Source organism: Paenibacillus ilasis, assembly GCF_043195395.1.
In the GTDB taxonomy this organism is placed as follows: Bacteria; Bacillota; Bacilli; order Paenibacillales; family Paenibacillaceae; genus Paenibacillus_AQ; species Paenibacillus_AQ lautus.
In genome coordinates this window covers 1,630,669-1,653,925 of sequence record NZ_JBHDJG010000001.1, presented here as the reverse complement: position 1 = coordinate 1,653,925, position 23,257 = coordinate 1,630,669, and the positions used below count along the sequence as shown (strand labels likewise).

Genomic DNA, 23,257 nt, shown 5'->3' with positions numbered 1-23,257 from the left:
GTGTTACGTTATTCGTCGTAGGAGTCTACCAGCAAGGCGTACACGATGCCTGGCCCGTGAACGCCAATCGTCAGATCGTTCTCAATATCGGCAGAGCGGCTCGGGCCTGAAATAAAATGGATTCCCGCCGGCAGCTGCTCGCGTCCGGCCTGATCGAACTGAACCAGAATCTCGCCTAGCCGGGTAACCATTCGCTCTATGGGGATGATAGCCATCAACACGGTCGGCAGCAGGCTGACGGATCTGCCTTTATGCGGGGCCGATTTCACCGTAATCGAACCGGTGTAAGCCGCTGCGTAATCCGCCATGACAACGCCAAAATCAGCTCTGGCAGCTACAGCCCTCCAGTCCGTGTCCGCTGCATCATTCCAGGAGAGAACAAGTGCCTCCGGCAAGCTCTCTTCCAGCCCCAGACGATCCAGCGCATCCTCCTGCTGACGAAGAATCGTAGCCGCACTCATCTCCATCGCTTTGTCCCTAATAAACCGGCTGACCTCTTCAAGATGGTTCAGCCTTACAACATGGCCCCCGGCCGCTTCAAAGTTGGCGGTAAACTGCGTAATCCTCTCCTCGAGCGGCCACTCAAATTCTTTCCAGAAGTCGGGGGCACCGCGAAAAGGGTGCTCCGGAGCGGTGCGAACCCGGTCTCTTCCCAGCTTCGCTGCGATTCCATCCATGAACAGTTCCTGCTTCTTGCGAGACTGTTCTTCAAGACGGCTCAGCCAACTGCGATTGGTTTCGTCAGTCATGGGCATTCTCCCCCTTTCCGGACTTCTGCTGCTGAAGCCGCTCTTTCAATCGGTTTGCGATTTCAGGGTCCATTGTCCCCGAGGTGCTTCGAATATCCTGCTCCATCTCCGGCCACCGGTCACGGAAGGATTGCTTGGGAAGACTCGGGGTTACCCTGTACGAATTCCACCCCTTCAAAGGACCGATCCGCGTTCGGATCTCCCCGCCTCGCACTACCAATTTCTGGCCCCACTTCCCGAGGGATACCACGCTGCGGTAACGCTTGGCATTCCCCATGATCGCCGAGAAGCCCTTCATTCCCATTGCTTCCAGCTTGTCACCGCGCCCGGCTTCAATCTTCCGGCGGCGGAGGGATACCAGCATATCATGCAGCGGAATCTTCACGGGGCATGCTTCATAACAGGCGCCGCACAGGCTGGATGCGTTGGCGATATCGTCCCATTCCGCGACATTCTTGTTTAAGGCCGGCGTTAATACGGCACCGATTGGGCCGCTATACGTGCCTCCATAGGCGTGCCCGCCAATATGGCGATATACGGGACAAGCATTCAGGCAGGCGCCGCAGCGTATGCAGTTGAGCAGCTCCTGAAATTCGGGGTCGCCGAGCTGGAGAGAGCGCCCGTTGTCGATGATGATAATATGCATTTCGTCCGGCCCATCGGCGTCCAGCTTTCTCTTCGGTCCGCTGATGCCGGACATGTATACCGTCAGTTTCTGACCGGTCGCCGACCGCGGCAGCAAGGTAGCCATCACTTCGAGATCCGCCCATGACGGAATAATCCGCTCCATGCCCATCAGGGTGATCTGTGTCTTCGGCACGGTTGTCACCATACGGGCATTGCCTTCATTCTCGAACAATACCATCGAGCCCGTTTCGGCGATCGCAAAATTACAACCCGTCATACCAATGTCCGCTTCAAGAAACTTCTCGCGCAGCTTCATGCGGACGAACCCCGCCATAATCGCCGTATCGGGCGGCAGCGTTTCACCCGCCTCTGCTGATAACAGCTCCGCGATCTGGTAACGGTTCTTATGGATGGCGGGAATGATGATATGAGAAGGCGTTTCATCCGCAAGCTGAATAATATACTCGCCGAGATCCGTTTCCACGGCCTCTACCCCGATCGAGTCGAGCGCCTTGTTCAGATGCAGCTCCTCGGACACCATCGATTTTGACTTCACGACGGACTTGGCCGACTTATGCTCTGCAATCTGCAGGGAGATCGCGACCGCTTCTTCCGCCGTCTCCGCAAAATGGACATGGGCTCCGTTCGCCCTGGCCTGTTCGGCAAACTCATTCAAATAGTAATCCAGGTGCGCAATGGTATGGAGCCGAATTTGGCGCCCCCGTTCCCTCCACGCATCCCAGTTGCCATGCTCCTCCGACGCAAGCTTTTTGCCAAGCCGCAGCCGCTCTGTCGTAAACTTCACCGCATTGCGCAGAAAATCATTATTAAGGGCATAACCTGCACGCTCCTTAACCGTCTGCGCTCTCGTCTCAGCTGTGCTCATGCACGCTCACCCCCTCATACAGAAGCTCGGCTAAATGCTTGACCTGAACCTTCTCGCCCCGGTGACGCAGATTGCCGGCAATGTTTAAGAGGCAGGCCATATCAAGTCCGACCAGCACGGACGCCTCGGTTTCCAGCACATGATCGCTTTTCTCCGTTACCATCGCGCCTGAAATATCCGCCATTTTCACGGCAAACGTTCCCCCGAATCCGCAGCAATCCTCGGCAAAAGGCAAGGGAACAAGCTCCAGCCCCTTGACGTGGCTGAGCAGTTTCATCGGCTGCTCCTTAACGCCGAGCAGGCGGCTTCCGTGACAGGATGGATGATAGGTTACCTTTTGCGGATAAACGGCGCCTACATCCGTCACCCCCAGCACGTCAACAAGGAATTGCGTAAACTCATAGCATTTGGATTGAAGCGCTTTCGCTTTATCCAGGTATAAAGGATCGTCCTTGAACAAATCCGGATAATGATGAATCATATACGTGCACGAGCCGGAAGGGGACACAACGAAGTCGCTATCGTCAAAAGCGTCCAGAATCGTCTTGGCACTTATGCGAGCATCATCCCAATACCCACTGTTGTAGGCCGGTTGGCCGCAGCAAGTCTGGATTTCCGGGAATTCCAGCTGCACCCCGTACCTTGCCAGCAATCTTGCCATCGATTCAGCCACCCGCGGGAACAAGGCATCGCTGAGACAAGTGACAAATAATGAAATCTTCAACATCTTCACCCCGCTAATCATCAGGATATGGACCGAAGGATCGGCCTCTAGCAAGAACCCCCCCGGAACGGGGGGATTCCATGTTGATATGTTATAGTAGCTTCCTCTATACAGATTCGATCTTGATGCCCAATGCTCGATAAGGTGCCGCTTCCTCTTCCGTCAATCTCCGATCGGTGATGATCAGATTCACTTGGGAGAGATCGGCAACCTGCGCAAAAGCCTGCGTACCGAATTTGCTGGCATCGGCGAGGAGAATGGTCTCATCCGTCATTCCGATCATTTTATGCTTGATTCTCGCTTGAAGCTCATTGGATTCGCTAAGACCCCGCTCGATGTGCACACCCTTGCATGACAGAAAGGCTTTATCCACGTAGTAAGCATCCAGCGAGCGCTCCGCAAGCGGACCGACAAAGGACAGGGAGCGATGAGCCAGAATACCGCCTGTGGAGATCACCTGAACCCTCTCCTTGGTGCTCAGCTCAGCAGCTACCTTAATCGAATTCGTCAGCACGGTAATCGGAATATCCGGTATGATTTTCGCCATATACCAAGCCGTTGAGCTTGCATCCAGCAGGATGCGATCATTCGGATGGATTCGCTTGACCGCTTCCTCCGCGATCCGCTGCTTCTCCAGCGCATGCATGATTTCCCGTTCAGCATACGGTATTTCCGGCTGCGACCGCTGAATTTCCGGTTGATCCTTCACGCTAACCGCTCCGCCATGGGAACGGCGCAGGCGCCCTGCTTGCTCCAGCCTGTCAAGATCGCGGCGAATCGTTTCTTCCGTTACACCGCAGAGCTGACTCAGCTCGGAGACTCTGATGCTCCCTCTTTCGTTGACCAACTGTACTATTTTCTCATATCGTTCTGCAACCAGCATCATACCGCCCATCCTTACTGTTCATATATTCTATCGCTTCCCGGTACGCTGTCTGAACACTCCGTAAGCTTCCTCCCATAAGGAGGCATCCTTCGGCTCGTAAGTCTTGACCGGGAAGGACTCTCTAATGACTGCACGTGCTTCCCATATATCGGATAGTTCGCCTTGAGCGATCCACTGCACGACCATATTTCCGATGGCACTGCCCTCCGCAGGTCCCGCCCATACGGGCTTCCCTATTGCATTCGCAGTCCACTGGCATAATGTTTCATTATGAATGCCACCGCCTACCATATGCAAGCCCTGAAATTTTCGCCCGGACAATTCCTCGGTCAACTCGAGCACATAACGGTATTGCATGGCCAGACTCTCCATAATGCAGCGCACAAGAGCACCTACACCCTGCGGAACGCTCTGGTTCGTGCGGGCCGCATATTCCATTACCCGCTTCGGCATATCTCCCGCAGGGAGGAATACGGGATCATCGGGATCAATGAAACAAGCAAAGGCCGGTGCCGCATCCGCCATGTTAACCAATTCGGGATAGGAATACGATAACCCTTCCCGTCCCCAGGTCCGCTGACATTCCTGCAGAATCCACAGTCCCATGATGTTCTTGAGCAGCCGGTATGTGCCGTATGCCCCTCCCTCATTCGTGAAATTCAGCTCTCTGGCCTTTTCATGAATGACAGGCTGATCGACTTCAGTTCCCATCAGCGACCAGGTACCGCAGCTTAAGTAAGCAAACGACCGCTCCAGAGCCGGAACCGCAACAACGGCGGAAGCCGTATCATGTTCTGCAACCGTATAAAGCGGAATCGGCGGGATCCCCAGTTCCTCCGTGACGGAGGATCTTAAGCTTCCTGCTTGCGTGCCAGGCGAAACCACGGGTTGGAACAGTTTATGAGGGATATTTAATGATTTCAAGAGATGATCATCCCAGCTGGCCGAAAGCGGGTTATACAGCTGCGTTGTGGTAGCGTTCGTAAATTCGTTTGCCATCTCGCCGGTGAAGAAGTATCGCAGCAAATCGGGAATCATAAGAAAACGCTCGGCTTCTTGAAGCAGGTAGGGCTTCTGCCTCTGCAATGAAGCCAGCTGATAGACCGTGTTGAACGAGAGGAACTGAATCCCCGTCCGATCAAAGATCTCGACAGGCGACACATCCCGGAAGACCTGTTCCATCATGCCATCCGTGCGTGTGTCCCGATAATGATACGGATTCATAAGCAGCTCCCCGCTCCGATCCAGAAGACCGAAATCTACAGCCCAGGTATCAATGCCGATGCTCGACGGCAGGGTATGTTGTCCCTTCAACCGGAGCAAGCCCTGCTTCATCTCATGGTAGATCCGTAATATATCCCATTGAAAGCGGTCGCCGATTCGAACCGGATCGTTCGGGAACCGGTGAATTTCCGTTACGTCGATGGTGCGGCTGTTCAATTGGCCCAGCATCGCCCTTCCGCTGCTCGCGCCCAAATCAAATGCAAGAACACTCAACGCTCCCCAGCCTCCTTATCAGAGAAATATCAACGATTCGGGCTCGAACCCGATTGTTCCGTATCTCTTCATGCTTGCGAACGCTTCAGCAATACAGTCTGTTCATACTGTTTCACTTCAGACAGCCACTCTTCTCGGACAGGTACACCCATGCGTTCGCAGTAATAATCCCACACCGCTCCGAACGGATAGGATTTAAATTCTTCCACTAATGCCAGACGGGTCGTGTAATCGCCTTCAAGCTCAGCCTGCTTCAGTCTATCGATCGGTTCCAACTTGGCACGCAGCAGCGCCTTGATCGTATTCCGGGTACCGATAACCCACGCCGCGATACGGTTAATGCTGGCATCAAAAAAGTCCAGTCCGATGTGGGTAACATCCAGCAGGTTATTGCGCACCAGCTCGCGTCCAATTTCGGTCAGTTCATCATCCATGATGACAACATGGTCGCTGTCCCAGCGCATCGGCCGGCTGACATGAAGGAGAAGTCCGTCGGTGAAAAGAGCGAGTGACGACAGTTTGCCGGCAATGCTCTCGGTTGGGTGGAAGTGACCCGCATCCAGGCAGATCAGCTTGTTGTTCCGAATGCCGTATCCCATATAGAACTCGTGAGAACCCACAACATAAGCTTCGGATCCCAGTCCGAACAGCTTGCTCTCGACAGCATCCAAATTCCATTCCGGATTGATAGTCTCCGCAAAAATCTCATCCAGCGAATCCTTCAGCCGCTGCCTCGGCGCCATTCGGTCTACCGGCATATCCTTGTAACCATCCGGAACCCAGATATTCGTCACGCAGGTCTGACCCAGCTGTTCCCCGAAGTAAGCCCCGATTCTTCGTGAGGCCTTGCAATGCTCAATCCAAAATTGACGGATCGCCGGATCGTCATGACTCAGCGTAAACCCGTCCTTCGATTTGTCGTGAGAGAAGCAGGTCGGATTAAAATCGAGTCCGATTCCCTGCTCCTTGGCCCAATCCACCCAAGACTGGAAGTGCCTCGGCTCCAGCTGATCCAAATCAACAGACTCGTCGGTATCCGCGTAGATGGCATGGAGGTTCACCTTGTGGGATCCCGGAATGAGCGACATCGCTTTTTCCAGATCGGCCCGTAGCTGATCCGGCGTACTTGCAGCCCCGGGATATTCCCCGGTTACCGAGATGCCCCCGGACAGCTCCTGATCGCGGAACAGGAATCCCCGGACATCATCTCCTTGCCAGCAATGGATCGAGATTTTGATGCGTTCAAGTTCCGTCAAGATTTCGTCTACGTTGATGCCATGGTGTCCATAGAGCTTTTTAGCCTCTTCAAAGTTCCTTGCAACATCCTGCCTCATCACATATCCTCCCGTATGATGAGGATAGCCGGGTCATATTAGACCCAGCTCCCCATCTTATTAAGAAATCTTGATTTCTTGCGGTAGATGCGTCACATCTTCATTTGATAAAGATTAACGAGTAAACGCTGCTGGCACTCCGCCATCAATCGTCAGCATGCAGCCGGTCGTCTTCGAAGATCTGGATGATGCAAAGTAAGCGATGCCTTCGGCAATATCCTGCGGATAGATGTTCACAAGGAGTGTTGTGCGTTTGCGATAGTGCTCTTCCAGCTGATCGGGTTCAATCCCGTAAGCTGCTGCCCGCTCGTTTCTCCAGTTCGAATTCCAGATTGCGGAGCCTTGCAGAATGGCGTCCGGCAAAATGGTGTTGACTCGGATGCCGTATTCTCCGCCCTCAGCAGCAATGCAGCGCGCCAGATGTGCCTCCAGTGCTTTAGCGGAGCTGTATGCGGTCACGTTCTTGCCGGCATAGACCGAATTCTTCGATCCGACAAATACCATGCTTCCGCCAACTCCCTGTGTCTTCATTAACGAGAAGGCTTCTCGCGCTACCAGGAAATAACCTGTGCCCAGCACGTTCATGTTCAGGTTCCATTCCTTCAGGGATGTCTCGTCAAACGGGCTGGATGTTGCAAGGCCCGCATTGTTGACAATAATATCAACACCGCCATAAGTGATGGAAGTTTCGCGATAGGCGCTTTGAACGGCCTCTTCGTCGGTTACATCCATTTTAACAGCAAATGCCCGATTCTCTCCGTATTGTGCATTGATCTCCTCGGCAACCTGCTGTGCTCCTTCCAGGTTCAAATCCGCCAAAACGACATGCGCGCCTTCAGCTACCAGCCTGCGGGCTGTGGCACTTCCGATACCGCCCGCTCCCCCGGTGATAAAAGCGATCTGGCGGGAAAACTCCGCTTCAGCCGGTGCAAGGCTCAATTTATACAGCTCAAGCGGCCAATATTCTACGTTATAGGATTCATTTTCACTCAGGGATACAAAATCGCCCAGGGCCGTCGCACCGCGCATGACCGCAATTGCCCGATGATACAGGGCGCCGCTGACTTGCGACATCGCCCAGCTCTTGCCCGTGTTGATCATTCCGATGCCCGGAATAAGAATGACGCGCGGAGCTGCCTCAAACATGATGTCGCCTTCGTGATGGTTACGTTCAAAATAAGCTTTGTACTGCTCTTTGTAAGCAGCTATGCCATCGATAAGCTTGGTCTTAAGGCCTTCCACATCTTCAGCGTCAGGTATCCAGTCGATGAAGAGAGGAACTACCTTGGTATGAACCAGATGATCGGGACAAGCTGCGCCTACCTGGGACAGCTTCGGCGAATCGGCGCCGCCGACAAAGTCCAGAACATCATCTTGATCATCGAAGGACAGGATCATTTTCTTAGCGTCGCTGACGGCCCCACGAACGGCCGGCATCACTTGGGCGGCGATGCGGCGGCGTACTTCCGAGGCCAGCGGTGTATGCTTCCGGCCGCCGAACAGCTTGTCGTTGTTCACTCGGGCTTCAATGAAGGCTTCCGCTTCACTAATGATACGAATTGTTTGCGCGTAACAGGCTTCCGAAGTATCGCCCCAAGTGACAAGCCCGTGCTTCTCCATCAGAACCAGCTCGGCCTTCGGATTAGCCAACACCCCTTCGGCAATCATCTTCGACAAGGTAAATCCGGGACGAACGTAAGGAACCCACACAAATCGGTCGCCAAAGATCTCCCTGGCTAATTCTTTGCCGTTATGGGCACAGCATAAGCTGATAATGGCATCCGGGTGGGTATGGTCCACATGCCGAAACGGCAAGAACGCATGCAGCAGCGTTTCTATGGATGCTCGCGGATGCTTCGCATCGACCATGCAATGACCCAGATAAGCCACCATTTCCTCGTCCGACATCGAATCCCTTTCGAATAGCGGCCGGATATCCTCCATGCGCAAGCCTGTGAAATTGCCCGATTTCATGGTAGCCAGATCGGATCCGCTGCCTTTCACGTACATAACCTCGATGTCTTTGCCGCGAAAATCCTGAATCGTTGTTTTGCTGGATGTATTGCCGCCGCCCCAGTTGCAGACGCGCCGGTCGGAACCGATCAAGTTCGAACGGTAGACCAGCTCATCCAATGTATTTTGTGCCTGCTGTGCCTTTGACTGTTCCCATAAGCTTTGAACCATGAAGTTTCCCCTCCGATTGACCATATGAATTTGCTTTCATTTGTTTCCCATAATATCACGCCCGTTTATTTTTGAATAGTTAATTTTCAAAAATAAACACAGATTTATATCCGTTTATTTAGAATTCCATCTTATAAATCTATTACAAACAAAAAAGCAGCCCTGCCAGAGTTTACCTCTAGACGGAGCTGCTATCATTATAAATTACGACGGGTCTGAGCCTGCGGCTGCCATTTGATCCGTCTTTACAATTCCTTCGATCAATGCGTCACGAAAGGCAATTTCATCTTCATTGACATAACCCATAAATACAATTTCCGAAATCTCCTTATGGTTGAAAAAGATATTGGAATCTGCGGTAAGATTTCCGTGAGGGTAGAAGCAGGCCACGTAATCCCAACGCTTCAACGTCTTGGAGTCGTTCTGCATTCGGCCATAGATCATCAGCGTCTGGTCCCACTCCTTGAACTTGACTACAGATCCGATTGGCAGCAGCTTCTGTTCCGTTTGCTCATGCTGTTCCATATACATCAACCCTTCAATATTTTTTTACCGATCCAATATACAATCGACACTACGAGCGGTACTCCAATCAGAAAGGACAGGCAAATGACTGCTTTTTCCGCAGCTGCGTAACTCGTGTCAAGCAGATTAGGAATCACGGTCCCCAGTACACCGACAACAGCAATGATCACCATTATGTATTTGAACCGTTTTTGTTTATCGCTCATCGGGGGTGCTCCTCCTTCTATTTTACCGTAATCGCTCCTCCGACCCCGACAAGGCTTGCCCCTGGTCCTAACGGCACGTGGAACTTTAAACCGCTCTTTCCTACCTCAGCGGATGCGCCGAGTACGCCGAGTGAGGCGGAACCTCCGATATGCAGCTCCTTATCCGTCCATGGAAGCGGAATATTCACGCCGCCTTCATATTTGTTTAATGTAGCTTCAGCCCCAACACTGAGTGTGCCATCCTTGACAGCTGCCTCAACCTCGGCCTTAACGAGGCTAACTGATCCTTCGACATGATCATTAGCATAGCCCGCTTCTACAACAGCCCCGCTGGCATGCGCTCCTTCGGATAAGCTTGCTCCCGCACTGCCTGTTATTGCCTTGGCATAAAGTCCATTCTCTTCGTGCTTGATTACGCTGCCTTCCACTTCAACACCTTCAAGCGCCGCGTCCAGCGGGTTGCTTGAGGATTTGGCAGACACGCCGGAAGTCTTGGTTGCAGCTGCCGCAGCGATGCCCGTTCCGGTTGCCGCCCCGGCCAGAATGCCTGCGCCTGCTACGGCTCCTCCAGCTGCAGCACCGTTCACCATTTCATCCGTGGAACGGAATTTGACGGAAATTTGCTTCAGTTCGGTGCATATCGATTGCAAGCACTCTACGAACTTGATCATGGTCGCCCTGGCTTGCTGGTAATCCCCGTAAAACCGCTCACGGGTCATTCCCTGCCATTGGCCTTCCATTTCTTGAATGCTTCGTTGAAGCCGCTCCACCATATCGTTGCTAAGTTGCCCTGACTGCGCAAATTGCGTGGATACCTGCTCCAATTGCTCGGGTGTAACTAAAATTCGATTGGACATAAATATGGACGCCCCTTCTGTCTTGCTGCCTCTGCTCTTCAGGCAGTCTATATGCAAATTCCATAACCAACTTAAACCGATCTACCGCGTGAATAACCACATTTTACAATTTTAGTAGGTATACAGGAAAGGAGCAATCAAGCGAGAGGTTCATTTCTTAGTTGCTAATCTAGTAAAAAAGAACTGGCATCCTTTTTCTCCCGTCCTGAATAAGACTCGCTTCATCCCCGGCTTTAGTCCAGCCCTGAAATCATTCCGGGGTACAGGATCTCGTTACATCCCCAGCCCGTTAAAGTCACCCCCATTCTCCTGTAAATTATAAACAATTCATTATTACGGAGAGGGTGTCGTTCATATGAATCAACTTGCACGTGAAGCGACCAACTGGGCGTTCAGGCTGTATAAGCAGGAGACTTGGCTTTTACTGACGGGGCTGCTCGGGTTTTTGTTAGCCGGAATATGCGGGATCTGGGTATTGCTGAATGGTGGGCCTGTCTCGCCAGATGGAGATATCTCCAAAGCGTTTTCCTTCAACGCGGCCCTGGGGATATTCATCCTATCCACCGCAATCATTTTGCCGGTTTCCGGTATGCGGCCACGAAGCAAATCGTTCTACCGCTGCTGCTATATACCGCTCGTTCTGTTCTCCTATTTCGCCGAGACCGTTCAAAATTTCCGCGGTGTCGATCCGCGGTTCGTTCAGAATGGCTCGCCCTTTGATCATGTCATCTCGACTATTTTCCCTGCTGTTGCGCTTCTGCTTATCGTGTTCTACCTGATCCTTGGCGCCCAGTACTTCCGCAAGCGTGTAATGGAAGCCCATCCGGAACTCGGACTCGGCATTCGTTATGCCATGATCGCGGTGCTGGTATCTTTTGCAGCCGGCATATGGATCTCCATCAATGCAGGACGCTTTACCGGGATCGGCGGCAATATCATCTGGCTGCACGGACTAGGGTTTCATGCACTGCAAGCGATCCCTTTTGTAGCGTGGCTGTCCACGAGGAAATCCGTCAATCCTGCAGTTAAACCGATTCTGATCCACATTAGCGGTCTGGCCTATTTGCTCGGATTGATTGCCATCGGATGGCAGACGCTTCTCGGATACTCCATTGCCGAATGGTCCTTGCTTCCGATTCTGGCTGGCAGCTGTTTTCTCGTCGCATTCACCCCGGTTATATGGCTGCTAAGTCAATTGAACACATCCGCTGAACCCGACCACAAAGTCCAATCCACACGTAGTGTATAATAGTCGCATAAGAAAAACGGCTATCGACGAACTTTCTCAGAAGACAGACCGCCTTTATAGGATGTTTTTCTTGCGATATCAGAAAGGCCCATGCTTCGAAGTTTATACTTTCTGATATCTAAAAAAAAGAGACAGTTCCGGGATATCCCCCGCCTGTCTCTTCTATAAAAACACTGCGCCCGTGATCTAAAATCGATGACCGTTTAGATAAACAAAAACGGAATGAGGAACAACAGCGCTATGGCTTCCCAAGCAAACACATTGGCTCCCCAGCCATATCCGCCGTATGCACCGTAGCCGTAAGGTCCAAATGCGGACGTTTGCGCACCGCCTTTAGCTGACTTCGAAGATTTTTTGCCCTTTTTACCCTTTGTGGACAATATATATGCGGATGGGTTCGCAAATTCGAGTTCAAGACCTCGATCATGTACACCTCGAATAGTCCCCACAACTTCCGTTCCATCACGCATGACAGCGCAAACGGTTTTACCGATGTAACCTCTGCATCCTTCTGCCGAAATTGGTATTGGCTGCACTCTATTTCCCCCTCCCCAGCGTTTGTGTATTATATTCCTGCTGGGGAGAAGGCGGCAGAGATAGATGTCCGTGTCACCAAAAATCCGCAATTAACCTTACTTAATTACTAGCCTTACGGTAGGCTCTGACCATTAAATCTTCGTCTATCGCGCCTTGAAACCGCTCGGAGATGATGCCGTCTGGAGAAATTACATAGGTAGTCGGATAGGCCACCACCTCGTATTGTCTGGTGCTCGCTCCGTTCTGGTCGTATAGGACAGGGAATGTTAAGCCATTCCTCTCGACGAAAGACTGTACCTCACTCATGCTATTTTCCAGGTGGGTCATATTCACAGCCAAAATGATCACATTCTCATCCTGATATTTATCGTAAAAATCCTGCATATAAGGCATTTCAACCTTGCAAGGCGGGCACCAGGATGCCCAGAAGTTCAGAAGAACCGTTTGCCCTCGATAATCGGACAGTTTGATCTCCTGCCCTTCCCGATTCATCAGCGTAAAATCCGGTGCGCGAAGCCCGGGCTTCAACCCTTCAGCAACGGCTTCCGGTTTGCCTCCTACATTCGGAGATACGATCGCTTCTCGCTGGCTTGCCGAGGTAGAAGCGAAGTCATAGATTACCCAGACGAAGAGAGCGCCTATGATGAGCAGCACCGCTCCATTTCTCCCTAATCCCAGGGTAAGAAAACGGGTGAGAGGAGAATGGAATTGTAGCCAGCTCATCGTCAGCAATGTACCGAATAATAGCATATAAAATAAGGAAGAGTTTAGACCAGCCCCGTCCGCCCACAACCACTGAAATACATACCCTGCCCATCCGCTCGCGAATGCCGACAACAGAGCGGACTTCAGCAGCAGACCTGAATCTTCCCTTTTTTTGTTCCAGCGCAGAGCTGCGTAGATCAGGGCTAGAACAGCTCCAAGCCATATCCCCCTGGTTCCGCCCGTCATGTAAATAAGCGAGGCCGGATGCTGGAAGGTGCGGATCGGATCGAACACCAGCATCCCGAATTTCCAAGAAATAAAACCGATGATCAGTACAGATAAATAGGTGTCCAGGATCCATTGCCGCTGCGGCATCTGACGCAAACGAATTCGAAGCGCAGCGAAACCGGCTGCCGCGCAGATCAGAAAAATCACAATGTCGGCCCTCATCATAAAAGGACCTATCGGAATTATACTCAAATGCGAACCTCCTCAGGTCGGCAAAGTTTTGCAATTACCCACCGGGGTATATCCCCATCATAGTAGATTCCCCCTCTAATGTAAACTCACGAAACTCACGCGGAGCACTTTTTAGGAGAAGGACCGAATAAGGTCAATGGAACTCCACAGGAGCGCCGTTTCAATATGTGTTTTTCCGCCGATTACAATCTCTTTTCGTTTCAGTTCCTGGCCGCCCATATGTTTATAAAAATGTTCAGCCTTATTGCCTTCCAGCACCCAGACCAATAAAGAACGATATCCTCTCACTTGCAGAAATTCCTTCAGCCTCGCAAATAGCTGATTCCCCCAGCCCTTCCCCTGGATCTCTTCCAAAAGATAGATCGCGTAAAGTTCTCCTTCATGAGAAATCTTCTGCTCTCGCTCCGTGCCGTAAGACATGAACCCGTAAACCTTGCCATCTTCATCTGCAATGACCAGAAGTTGTTCGTCCTCCGGCATATTGGCAAGTTTCCAGCGCCAGCCTTCGATCCGATCCGCAGCAGACAAATTTTCTAAGAAGCTATCATCCACGATCCCTTTATACGTCGTTTTCCAGCTATTCACATGGACGTTAGCGATGCCGGCTGCATCCTGTTCATTTGCGTGTCTAATATGCATGTACATCCACTTCCTCCTGCTCATATCTTAATCTTTATTTAGTTCGCGGAACACGATCTGCGATCCTCTTTTTTTTGTGAACGCTTCAGCCCCGATGACGCAATGCCTATTCCGGGCATAAATTATCGGGATCGTTATCTCCATCAGCTACCCATGGAAGGAGGGCATCTTAATGAATAAGGCATTGATACGGCTTGAAGATATCGGACCGGGCGGCTGGTATGAGACGGAGGAACAACAGGCAAAGCTGCTGGTCATCGCACAGTTCCTGCACCGCCAACGGATACCCTTTCACCTGGCCGTCATACCGCGATATGTCGATCCGGCGCACCATACGGACCGGTCGATAGATGATCTGCATGATGAAGTTTCCCTTCGATTTGTCCGGCTGCTACGAACGATGGTAGCCCTTGGCGCCTCCCTTGGTATTCATGGATATACGCATCAGTACAGTGGATCGGTAAGCGGTGACGGATTCGAATTTGCCTATCCCGAATGTTGGGCCGATTGTCCTCCGGATGATTCGCCCGAAGCAGTTCATTCGCTCCCGCAGCTGCAGCGTTCCTATGCTTATCAGCGGATACAACGGGCACATAAGATGTTTCAATCGGCTGGTCTTGCAGCGGTATGGTATGAAACTCCCCACTATACCGCTTCATCTGTCCAGCGGCACATTATTGAGATCTGTAACGGCATCCTCTATGAATCTCCGCCTTCCAGCCCGGATGCAAGGACAGCCGGACTCCAGCACACCCCGGACGATCCGCTGACGAACGGAACGATCTATGTTCCCACTCCGCTTTATTATGTTGCAGGTGACAAGATCGAGGAAGAAGTTACTCGTATGGAACGGTCATTACCGGATTTCACAGGCGATCACGAACTGGCTTCGTTTTTCTACCACCCCTATCTCGAATTTCCCTATATCCGCTTCCTTGCTGACGGCACTGTGCATTATGACGAGCATTCGCCGCTTAGAAGAATCATTCAATCCTTCAAGAGGGAGCGTAAATCGTTTGTGTCCATATCCTCAATCTTACCCTTCATTCCGGATTTCAGGGAAACCCGATTGCAGGACAGGATGACCATGAAACTCCCTCAGCTTCTGCACGCCCCGAGAAAAGGGCAGCCAGATCGATGGATCGTCCACGACGAGGCCAACAACCTATGGTACGACGCTGCTCTTATGGTTCTGTCCCCCATAAAAATCCATAATGGCATACAATATATACGCCCGCTGTTGGCAGACTGGCCGCTTTACCCGGGTGGGACAGCGATGGCAGGCGATTATGATGGAAATGGCAGCATCGATACGGCTGTGTGGAATGCCAAGCTGGGGATATGTGAGGTTGCCTTGGACTCAGGGAGCCGTTTAGTACCTTCGGGTCATTGGCTCTGTGAATCTGGAGCTGTGGACTGGAAAGCTCTTACGGGGGATTTTGACGGGGACGGCAGACATGATTTATTTCTATGGGACCCTGTCACAGGAAAAGCCGCCATTGCTTATAGCTCCGGGTGTGATTTTTATTCTCCCCTCATTCAGCATGAGGTTTCCGTACAGGGTGTAGGCATGATTCCCTCCATCGGAGATGTGAACGGCGATGGGCTGGATGACCTGGTTGTGTGGAACTCCGACTCGGGCACATGCCAGGTCTGGTTAAGCAGCGGGAAACAGCTCGTGGACGCCGGAGATTGGTATTCCGCCAAGAGTCCCATGGGCTCGTCCATATCCATGATGCTAGGTGACGTGGATGGCGATGGGTTGGAAGATTTGGTCCTCGTTGAACATACCGCAGGGAACTGGTTCGTTCTATATAGCTCAGGGACCGCCTTCGCCTTCGGGCAACAGGAAGAACGGTTCGGACCCTGGGTTGCCGGAGAAGGAATGATGCCTTTCGTTGGTGATCTGACGGGCAATGGCCGTGTCAGTCTGCTGGCATGGTCTCCGAATCGGCTCGGCGGAACCTTGGACGCCGCCATCAATTCCAGGGACCGGACAATCGAATAAGGACATGATATACTTCTATACAACAAAACCGGGTTTATTCTGATCATCTCTATACTTATTTTCTATGTTTGGAGGAGAAATCATGTCATCCAATGGCAAAAGCAATACTAACAACAATACAGCCAGTCCATCACCCCCAGTCAAAATCGTGAAACCCAAGCTCCCCAAGCAGCTTGAGCCTATGATTCTATCCGATTTCGGCGTTGACGATGAATCCTCGTTCATTCAATCCACTTGTCAGGACGAGACCCTGTCTTATATTTCAGCCGACAAGGTTCAATTCGATCAAATGATATTCCATAACGTTACGTTCCAGCACGTCACGCTCCACCATGCCGAGCTAACAGACCTTGTGTTTAACCATTGCGACTTGTCCAACGTAGATCTCAGTGAGGCCATTATGTACCGCGTACAATTCAATCATTGCAAAATTCTGGGGCTCGACTTGACGGCAGCCACCATCCGTAACGTCGTATTCGATCATTGTACGGGCGACTACGCTACGTTTCGTTTTGCTAACATGAAGCAGGTGTCCTTCCAATCCACCTCGCTCGTAAAGTCGGACTTTTATCATTCCGAATTAAGCAAGGTGGAATTTGCAGATTGCCAGATCGATCAATCGCAGTTCTCCGGCACGAAGCTTGCAGGGATCGACTTAAGCCGAACGGATTTCCATAATATTGGCGTCACCCTGGAAGATCTTCAAGGATGCATCATTTCACCGCATCAAGCCATCCCGTTAACCAAAATATTCGGTCTAGTCGTAAAAGAATGACCGTGATTTATATGTGCCTAAATCATCGAGTTCGTTCGTTTATATGGAGAACGTATCCGTGCATAGCATAAAGCGGCTTACACCGTGGTCCGTTGGACCCTCCGGGATAAGCCGCTTTTTTACGCCATTCTATTATTGATCAAGCGTATACTTCTGCAAATCCAGCGGCAGCGGTGCCGGGATGTCACAGCTGCTGACCATCTCATAGCGCTTGCCTTCATCGGAAGCATCATGGAACCCCCACATGGCTTCAAGCACATGGTAGGCAAGCTCGCCGCTCGCACGATGAGCTCTTCCGCTGCGGATGGCGTAGGCCATATCCGCGGGGCCGATCCCTCTCGTATTCTCGTTATACCCCGGTAGCAATGGTTCTTCCGTCCATTCGGTTTCTCCGGTCAATCGATATTTAACCGAGCCGCCAAAGCCGTTGGGATCCGGGACGAGCATCGAACCCTTGGTGCCGTAGATTTCAATATTAGGCAGCGTGCTGCCTCCAAATACATCAAAACTCGTAATCAGCGTGCCAATCGCACCGTTATGAAACTCCATAAGTCCAGCCACGTGAGTAGGAATGTCCACCTGAATCTTCTGACCATGTTTCTTCTCACTGGTAATGGTCCGCTCCGTAATGGCCGTTCCGGTCATGCCGCTAATACGACGAATCGGTCCCAGCAGCTGAACCAGCGCTGTCAGATAGTATGGCCCCATGTCAAACATCGGACCACCGCCCGCGGCATAATAAAATTCAGGATCAGGATGCCAATGCTCATGTCCGCGGCTCATCATAAATGCAGTCGCTGCGATCGGCTTGCCGATGCGGCCGTCTTCAATCAGCTTCAGTGCCGTTTGGATACCGGCTCCAAGGAATGTCTCGGGAGCGCATCCGACAAGCAGCCCTTTGGACGCGGCCATATCCAGCACCGCCTTCCCCTCTTCTCGGGTTACGCCAAGCGGCTTTTCCACGTACACATGCTTGCCGGCTTGCAGTGCATCCAGCATAATTTGCGCGTGAAGTGCAGGTATCGTCAGATTAATGACCAGCTCAATCTCCGGATCTGCAAGCAGTTCCTCGGTAGTGTATACATTCGGGATATGATACTTGGCAGCCTGTTCCTCGGCACGGGCACGATCGATATCCGCACAAGCCGTCAGCTCCAAAATATCGAATTTATGGCAGTTTTCCATATAAATGCCGCTGATTTTTCCGCAGCCGATGATGCCAACCTTTACTTTCTTCATGATCCAAGTCTCCTTCTGCCTTATTGGCTGTCTCCCATGCCTGTGTAGCCTTGACCTTCCGTAAACAAACTCATGTCCGAACCCGAATACAACGCTTTGCCTTCAGCAGCCCAGAGCAATCCCCTGCGCATCATTTCCTTCACCTGCGGCATATCGACGATATCGGCATGATGGCCGAGGGAATTGTAATAGACCCGTCCATATCCCCAGCGCTTCGTCCATACCACCGGCATATCCACTGCTTTGTTCAGCAGATGCGGTCCGGCCACAACCGGAAAACGGGTGGTTGCCAGCACTTCAACGGCCGGATCCACATGCAGATAATACTGCTCGGAGACCACCGTGAAATCCTGCATCCCTTCCACAAGCGGGCTGGTGCTCGATTTAATCTCAACCTGGTACTTCACGCCATCATTACCCGGATGCGCAACCCATTGACCGCCGGTCATGAACTGCCAATCCACATTGTTGCGGAACGAATCGCACATTCCGCCATGACACCCCGCCAAACCGGTTCCCTTCTGCACGGCAAGCGATACATTGCTCACCTGCTCCTTCGATATTTCTCCCATCGTCCATACCGGCACGATCAGATCCAAAGCCTGAAGCTTCTCTGCATCATTGAAAGCATCCAGCGTGTCGGATACCTCAACCTCATATTGCTCAGCCCGAAGCAATTCCGCGAAAATGCCGGCAACCTGCTCAGGTTCATGTCCGTCCCAGCCGCCCCATACGATTAATGCCTTTTTCATGCATAGCACTCCTTTGTTATGTGTCCGGCCTAGTTGGGCCGAATGACTTTGATTACATTTCCGACAACTGCACCCAGCGGCGTTCTTCAATGGATTTATCCACGGCTTCCAGCACAGCCTGACATTTCACGCCATCCTCAAAATTGGGCACAGGCTGCCTTCCCTCCGATATAGCGGTCGACAGCTCCAGGATTTCATGCGTAAAGGTGTGCTCGAAACCGATCGTATGTCCCGGAGGCCACCATGCTTCCATATAATCGTGAACGGGATCGGTTGCCAATACGCGGCGGAAGCCCTGAACGTCCTCATCGTCCGACGTAAAGTAAACCTCCAGCTCATTCATCCGTTCAAAATCGAATTTGACGCTGCCCAAGCTGCCGTTGATCTCGAAGGAATTGGTGCTGCGGTGACCCGCGGCAAAGCGCGTCGCCTCAAAGCTGCCAAGCGCCCCGTTCTCAAAGCGGGTCATGAATAACGTAGCGTCATCTACCGTCACTTTCCCCATGGGACCGCCTGTGCTTCCTTTTGCGCTTAACCCGGTCATCTCGCTGGCAATGGGGCGCTCCTTGATAAAGGTCTCGCTCATTCCGATCACTTCCTGCATATCGCCGACCAGATAATGCGCAAGATCGATCAGGTGAGCGCCAAGATCCCCGTGCGATCCGGATCCGGCCACTTCCTTCTGCAGCCTCCATACCAACGGGAACTGCGGATCCATGATCCAATCCTGCAAGAACCAGGCACGAAAATGATAGATCTGACCCAATCTTCCACTTTCAACCAGCTTCTTGGCCAGTCTTACGGCTGGCGAAAATCTATAGTTAAACCCGACCATATGGGTAACTCCCGCTTCTTCCGCAGCCTGCAGCATCTCTCTGGCATCCGCTAAGGTCAAAGCAAGCGGCTTCTCGCAAAATATATGCTTGCCCGCCTTGGCCGCGGCAATGGCAATCTCCTTATGGGCATCGCTTGGGGCATTGATATCGATCAGATCGATATCTTCCCGATTGACAAGCTCCTTCCAATCGGTAACGCTTTCATTCCAGCCTAATTGATCGGCTGCTGCTTGCACGGCCGACACATTCCGGCCGCAGATTGCCACCATTTCAGGCTTCAGCGCCTCCGGAAAAAACATCGGTAGGCTCCGGTATGCATTGCTGTGAGCTTTACCCATAAATTTATAACCGATCATGCCGACACGTAATTGTTTCATCCTTCATTCCTCCTTGAATAAGAGTTCATTCATTTCGATGAAGCGAAGATGCACGGATTACCAGGCGAGTTGGCAGCTGACGGTGAAGCACTGCGTTCGTTTCGTTACCTTCTGGCAGATCGGAGGCTTCCAGCATGCGAAGCACATGCTCTGCTGCAAGGCATCCCAGTTCATAGAACGGAACTCTCACGCTGGTAAGCGGCGGGGTGCACAGCTCGGCGGCTTCCGAATCGTCATACCCGACAAAGGCAGGCATTCGCTCTTCCGAAATGCCTAACGCACGCAGGCCCTGCTGAAGTCCAATCGCCATGCGGTCATTGGCGGCAAATACGGCTTCTATCCGGTCTAACTTCCCGGCGATTAACTCGGCTGCGGCATAACCGCTTTTGCGGCTGAAGTTACCTTCGAACAGCAAAGATTCATCCATCACGATTCCCGCTTCATTCAGCGCCTGGCTGTACCCCTTCAACCTGTCGCGACTGTTGGAATACTGGGGCGGCCCATTAAGAAATGCAATTTTCCGAAATCCCTGCTGTGTCAAGTGATGAACGGCTTGATAGCTGCCATCCACATGATCGGCATCCATAACGTGAAACGCCTCACCGTCAAAGTATTGATTAATCAGGCAATAAGGGTGATCCGCTTCACTCAGCTGTTTGATGGCCGCACGTTCGCCTTCATCATCCCGGGCGCCAAGAATAATGCAGGCATCGACCTTCTGGGTCCGGAACAGGTTCAAGTAGTCCATCGAACCACCGGGCTCACGGAACAGCATCAATAGGTCATGTTGGCTTTCCAGCGCCTTACTGCCAATACCGCTTAATATCTCGGAAAAATAGTACGCGGAGAATATGCGGGCTTTCGGCAGGTAGGGCATGACAACGCCCAGGTTACCGCTTCTTCGGCGGGCAAAACTTCGGGCAAGCGCACTCGGGGTATACCCAAGCCGATCCGCCGCTTCCAGCACCCGCTGCTTGGTCTCCTCCTTGATGGGTCCGACCCCGTTCAGTACACGGGATACCGTTGCTTCCGAAACGCCGGCAAGCTGTGCTACCTCTTTACGACTAGCGATATTCATCAAGCCTCCTGCAATTTATGTACGCGCGTACATTTTCTCATGGAGCTTCGCTGTTGTCAACTGTCTTAACCTAATTTCATGTATAATGGGGAGATTGAGATTAAACCACGACGAAAGAAGAGACACATATGAGCATTTTCATCACGATGTTATGTCTGGGCGGTCTTCTCGGGTTTGTCGGTGCCGGCGGATCAGGCTTCATTATTGCGCTTCTGGTTACCGTATTTCACATTCCCGTACATACGGCGCTGGGCACTTCCATCGCCGCCATGGTATTCACCATGATCTCCGGTTCCATCAGCCATCTACGGGAAAAGAATTCGATTCTATCCACCGGGCTTGCCGTCGGACTGTTCGGAGCCGTCGGCGCATATGCAGGCAGCTTTGCCGCCCGGCTCATTCCGGAGGACCGGCTGGTATGGTGTACGGCGATCATGCTGTTTTTGTCCGGCCTGCTCATTATGCTCCGGACTCGCATGCAGTTTTCGCCGAAGCTCATGTTGACCTCTATCCGTTCCTCACGATTCTGGGTGATGGCTCTGATCTCCGGCTTAATCACCGGCGGCATGTCCGGCGTGTTCGGCATTGGGTCGACTCCATTCATTCAGCTTGCCCTGATGATTCTGTTTAACTTGCCGATTGCGCTGGCCGTAGGCACAACCATGATGGTTATTATGCCGATTGCCCTCTTTGGCGGCATCGGCTACTTCCAAGCAGGGTATATCGACTGGCAGCTGCTGCTGCAGGTCGTTGCCGGTACGATGATCGGTTCGTACATCGGCGCGAAGTTTACAAGCAAAGCGCCAAGAACGCTGCTGCGGTTCTCCATGATCCTTATGCCGATCCTCGGCGGTACCATCATGCTTCTGCGATAATCTTATACCGCTTCTGGAATTAGAGCGTCCGCAACCCTTATCCTTTGTTGCGAACGTTCTTTTTCTGTCCTCCGGATACCCTCGAATTTCAAGCAGCAAAATTGTTCTTGCACCATGTTTTCAGATGTGCCATAATCATCTCCAGACACTTATTAAACCTGTTTAAAAAGAGAGGGAAGTGGTGATGACAACGCGCAAAGAAGCTTTACCCACACCGCAATCCATGAAATATGCCGTGCGGCGCGCGCTCCGCGCTTCCCTGCTGGAGCTCGGCAGCGGAACCAAAGTAGAGCTGAGTGATAGGCTCGGCATCAGCTTTCCTACGGTGAGCAAAGTTCTGGAACAGATGGCGCAGGAAGGCGAAGTTACCCTGCTCGGATTGGATGAGTCCAGCGGCGGCAGGCGTGCAAACCGCTACGCTTTTAACCCGGACTATATGCTGGGTCTCGCCGTTTATTATGAGAAGGAGCGTAGCGTATACACCATTTTTAATTGGAACGGCGATCTGGTCGAACAAAAAGCAGAAGAAGGCATACTCCAGCTTGGACCGGAAGCGCTGGCTTCCCAGCAAAGAAGCTGGATCCGCCGTTATCCGAAGATCCGCACGATCGCCGTCGGCATGCCGGCTGCGGTGCGTGATGGCGTTATTTTTCACGTTCCGTTGTATGGGACATTCCAGGATTTCGACCTCAAATCTTACCTGGAGAACCTGTTCTCCATTCCTGTCATCGTGGAGAATGACATGAATGCGGCCGTGCTTGGCTATCAGAATCTGAGCCGCTCGGAGGAGGCCTCCCTTGTATACGTGTATCTCGGACACAATGGACCGGGGGCGGGACTGCTGATCAACGGAAACGTCGTTCGGGGCAAGTCGTTCTTTACGGGGGAGATCGGTTATGTACCGATGAGCAAAGACAACAATTTTCACGATGTATTGGATCGCAAAAGTTCCGTCATGAGCCGTCTCATCGAGCCGGATGAGGAGCAAATCGATGCGTTAAGCCGATTAAGTGCCGCCTTCACCGCGATTCTCAATCCGGACGCCATTCTGTGGTGTGAGCATAACCTCCTGCCCTCTACCCTGCTCTCCATCAAAGACCGGGCTTCCGCCTACGTACCGGAACGGCATCTGCCCGACATGCTGCTTCGCGAGTGGGAACATGACTACATAGCCGGCCTGCAGCGGCTTGCTCTGGACATGATGATATCCGATACAAGTGCAATGTAAAATT

At 52.1% G+C, this 23,257-nt stretch carries 22 protein-coding genes; 5 read left to right on the top strand and 17 right to left on the bottom strand.

What is annotated here, in order from left to right; all coding sequences use genetic code 11:
* Positions 1-8: 8 nt before the first annotated feature.
* The 10 genes from ACETK5_RS07985 to ACETK5_RS07940 form a co-directional block, all read right to left on the bottom strand.
* Positions 9-749: a LutC/YkgG family protein gene (locus ACETK5_RS07985; RefSeq protein WP_326113136.1), complete on the bottom strand. Its 741-nt coding sequence runs from the start codon at positions 747-749 to the stop codon at positions 9-11.
* Complete coding sequence (locus ACETK5_RS07980) at positions 742-2,262, bottom strand: LutB/LldF family L-lactate oxidation iron-sulfur protein (RefSeq protein ID WP_326120242.1); 1,521 nt, start codon at positions 2,260-2,262, stop codon at positions 742-744. Before ACETK5_RS07980 ends, ACETK5_RS07985 begins: the two co-directional genes overlap by 8 nt.
* On the bottom strand, positions 2,249-2,986 hold the full coding sequence (locus tag ACETK5_RS07975; RefSeq protein ID WP_326094858.1) for a (Fe-S)-binding protein: 738 nt from the start codon (positions 2,984-2,986) through the stop codon (positions 2,249-2,251). The genes ACETK5_RS07980 and ACETK5_RS07975 overlap by 14 nt, the downstream gene beginning before the upstream one ends.
* Before the next feature lie 106 nt (positions 2,987-3,092).
* The gene (locus ACETK5_RS07970) at positions 3,093-3,869 is read right to left on the bottom strand and encodes a DeoR/GlpR family DNA-binding transcription regulator (protein ID WP_071220495.1); all 777 of its coding nucleotides are present in this window, start codon (positions 3,867-3,869) and stop codon (positions 3,093-3,095) included.
* Between the two features lie 30 nt (positions 3,870-3,899).
* Entirely contained in the window at positions 3,900-5,369 is a 1,470-nt protein-coding gene (locus ACETK5_RS07965; RefSeq protein WP_394054988.1) for a rhamnulokinase, read from the bottom strand.
* Positions 5,370-5,437: 68 nt separating this feature from the next.
* A complete protein-coding gene (gene rhaA / locus ACETK5_RS07960) occupies positions 5,438-6,703 on the bottom strand; it encodes an L-rhamnose isomerase (RefSeq protein ID WP_100537874.1) in 1,266 nt (421 codons plus the stop codon).
* 114 nt (positions 6,704-6,817) lie between these two features.
* A complete protein-coding gene (locus tag ACETK5_RS07955) occupies positions 6,818-8,887 on the bottom strand; it encodes a bifunctional aldolase/short-chain dehydrogenase (protein WP_326120239.1) in 2,070 nt (689 codons plus the stop codon).
* Positions 8,888-9,091: 204 nt separating this feature from the next.
* Complete coding sequence (locus ACETK5_RS07950) at positions 9,092-9,412, bottom strand: DUF4176 domain-containing protein (protein WP_394054985.1); 321 nt, start codon at positions 9,410-9,412, stop codon at positions 9,092-9,094.
* A 5-nt stretch (positions 9,413-9,417) separates the two neighbouring features.
* The gene (locus ACETK5_RS07945) at positions 9,418-9,618 is read right to left on the bottom strand and encodes a hypothetical protein (RefSeq protein ID WP_071220301.1); all 201 of its coding nucleotides are present in this window, start codon (positions 9,616-9,618) and stop codon (positions 9,418-9,420) included.
* A gap of 17 nt (positions 9,619-9,635) precedes the next feature.
* Positions 9,636-10,475, bottom strand: a complete 840-nt coding sequence (locus tag ACETK5_RS07940; protein ID WP_394054983.1) for a WXG100 family type VII secretion target — start codon at positions 10,473-10,475, stop codon at positions 9,636-9,638.
* Positions 10,476-10,830: 355 nt separating this feature from the next.
* On the opposite strand from ACETK5_RS07940, the gene ACETK5_RS07935 reads away from it, so the two are divergent.
* Positions 10,831-11,724: a hypothetical protein gene (locus ACETK5_RS07935; protein ID WP_394054981.1), complete on the top strand. Its 894-nt coding sequence runs from the start codon at positions 10,831-10,833 to the stop codon at positions 11,722-11,724.
* A gap of 203 nt (positions 11,725-11,927) precedes the next feature.
* Here ACETK5_RS07935 and ACETK5_RS07930 read toward each other — a convergent pair whose 3' ends face one another.
* The 3 genes from ACETK5_RS07930 to ACETK5_RS07920 all read right to left on the bottom strand — a co-directional run bounded on the left by ACETK5_RS07930 (position 11,928) and on the right by ACETK5_RS07920 (position 14,085).
* Positions 11,928-12,260 (bottom strand): hypothetical protein, encoded by a 333-nt coding sequence (locus ACETK5_RS07930; protein WP_100537879.1) that lies wholly within the window; start codon positions 12,258-12,260, stop codon positions 11,928-11,930.
* A gap of 100 nt (positions 12,261-12,360) precedes the next feature.
* Positions 12,361-13,446 carry a redoxin domain-containing protein gene (locus tag ACETK5_RS07925; protein WP_394054979.1) on the bottom strand — a complete coding sequence of 362 codons (1,086 nt, stop codon included), beginning with the start codon at positions 13,444-13,446 and terminating at the stop codon, positions 12,361-12,363.
* 111 nt (positions 13,447-13,557) lie between these two features.
* Positions 13,558-14,085: a GNAT family N-acetyltransferase gene (locus ACETK5_RS07920; protein WP_394054977.1), complete on the bottom strand. Its 528-nt coding sequence runs from the start codon at positions 14,083-14,085 to the stop codon at positions 13,558-13,560.
* Positions 14,086-14,257: 172 nt separating this feature from the next.
* Between ACETK5_RS07920 and ACETK5_RS07915 the strand changes: the two genes are divergently transcribed.
* Together ACETK5_RS07915 and ACETK5_RS07910 are read left to right on the top strand one after the other, a co-directional pair.
* On the top strand, positions 14,258-16,093 hold the full coding sequence (locus ACETK5_RS07915) for a DUF2334 domain-containing protein (RefSeq protein ID WP_394054975.1): 1,836 nt from the start codon (positions 14,258-14,260) through the stop codon (positions 16,091-16,093).
* Between the two features lie 82 nt (positions 16,094-16,175).
* Positions 16,176-16,868, top strand: a complete 693-nt coding sequence (locus tag ACETK5_RS07910; RefSeq protein WP_100537882.1) for a pentapeptide repeat-containing protein — start codon at positions 16,176-16,178, stop codon at positions 16,866-16,868.
* 132 nt (positions 16,869-17,000) lie between these two features.
* Here the strand turns inward: ACETK5_RS07910 and ACETK5_RS07905 are convergent, their stop codons facing one another.
* Genes ACETK5_RS07905 through ACETK5_RS07890 form a run of 4 tightly spaced genes read right to left on the bottom strand, consistent with a single transcriptional unit; the run spans position 17,001 to position 21,150 of the window.
* Positions 17,001-18,107 carry a Gfo/Idh/MocA family protein gene (locus tag ACETK5_RS07905; protein ID WP_394054973.1) on the bottom strand — a complete coding sequence of 369 codons (1,107 nt, stop codon included), beginning with the start codon at positions 18,105-18,107 and terminating at the stop codon, positions 17,001-17,003.
* Positions 18,108-18,127: 20 nt separating this feature from the next.
* Positions 18,128-18,859 carry a ThuA domain-containing protein gene (locus ACETK5_RS07900; protein WP_326113122.1) on the bottom strand — a complete coding sequence of 244 codons (732 nt, stop codon included), beginning with the start codon at positions 18,857-18,859 and terminating at the stop codon, positions 18,128-18,130.
* A 52-nt stretch (positions 18,860-18,911) separates the two neighbouring features.
* Positions 18,912-20,072, bottom strand: coding sequence for a Gfo/Idh/MocA family protein (locus ACETK5_RS07895; protein WP_100537885.1), 1,161 nt, complete (start codon positions 20,070-20,072; stop codon positions 18,912-18,914).
* A 25-nt stretch (positions 20,073-20,097) separates the two neighbouring features.
* Entirely contained in the window at positions 20,098-21,150 is a 1,053-nt protein-coding gene (locus ACETK5_RS07890; RefSeq protein WP_394054971.1) for a LacI family DNA-binding transcriptional regulator, read from the bottom strand.
* A 128-nt stretch (positions 21,151-21,278) separates the two neighbouring features.
* Here ACETK5_RS07890 and ACETK5_RS07885 point away from each other — a divergent pair, with 128 nt between their 5' ends.
* On the top strand, positions 21,279-22,025 hold the full coding sequence (locus ACETK5_RS07885) for a sulfite exporter TauE/SafE family protein (RefSeq protein WP_394054969.1): 747 nt from the start codon (positions 21,279-21,281) through the stop codon (positions 22,023-22,025).
* A gap of 184 nt (positions 22,026-22,209) precedes the next feature.
* Positions 22,210-23,253 (top strand): ROK family protein, encoded by a 1,044-nt coding sequence (locus ACETK5_RS07880; RefSeq protein ID WP_243390756.1) that lies wholly within the window; start codon positions 22,210-22,212, stop codon positions 23,251-23,253.
* Positions 23,254-23,257 lie beyond the last annotated feature (4 nt).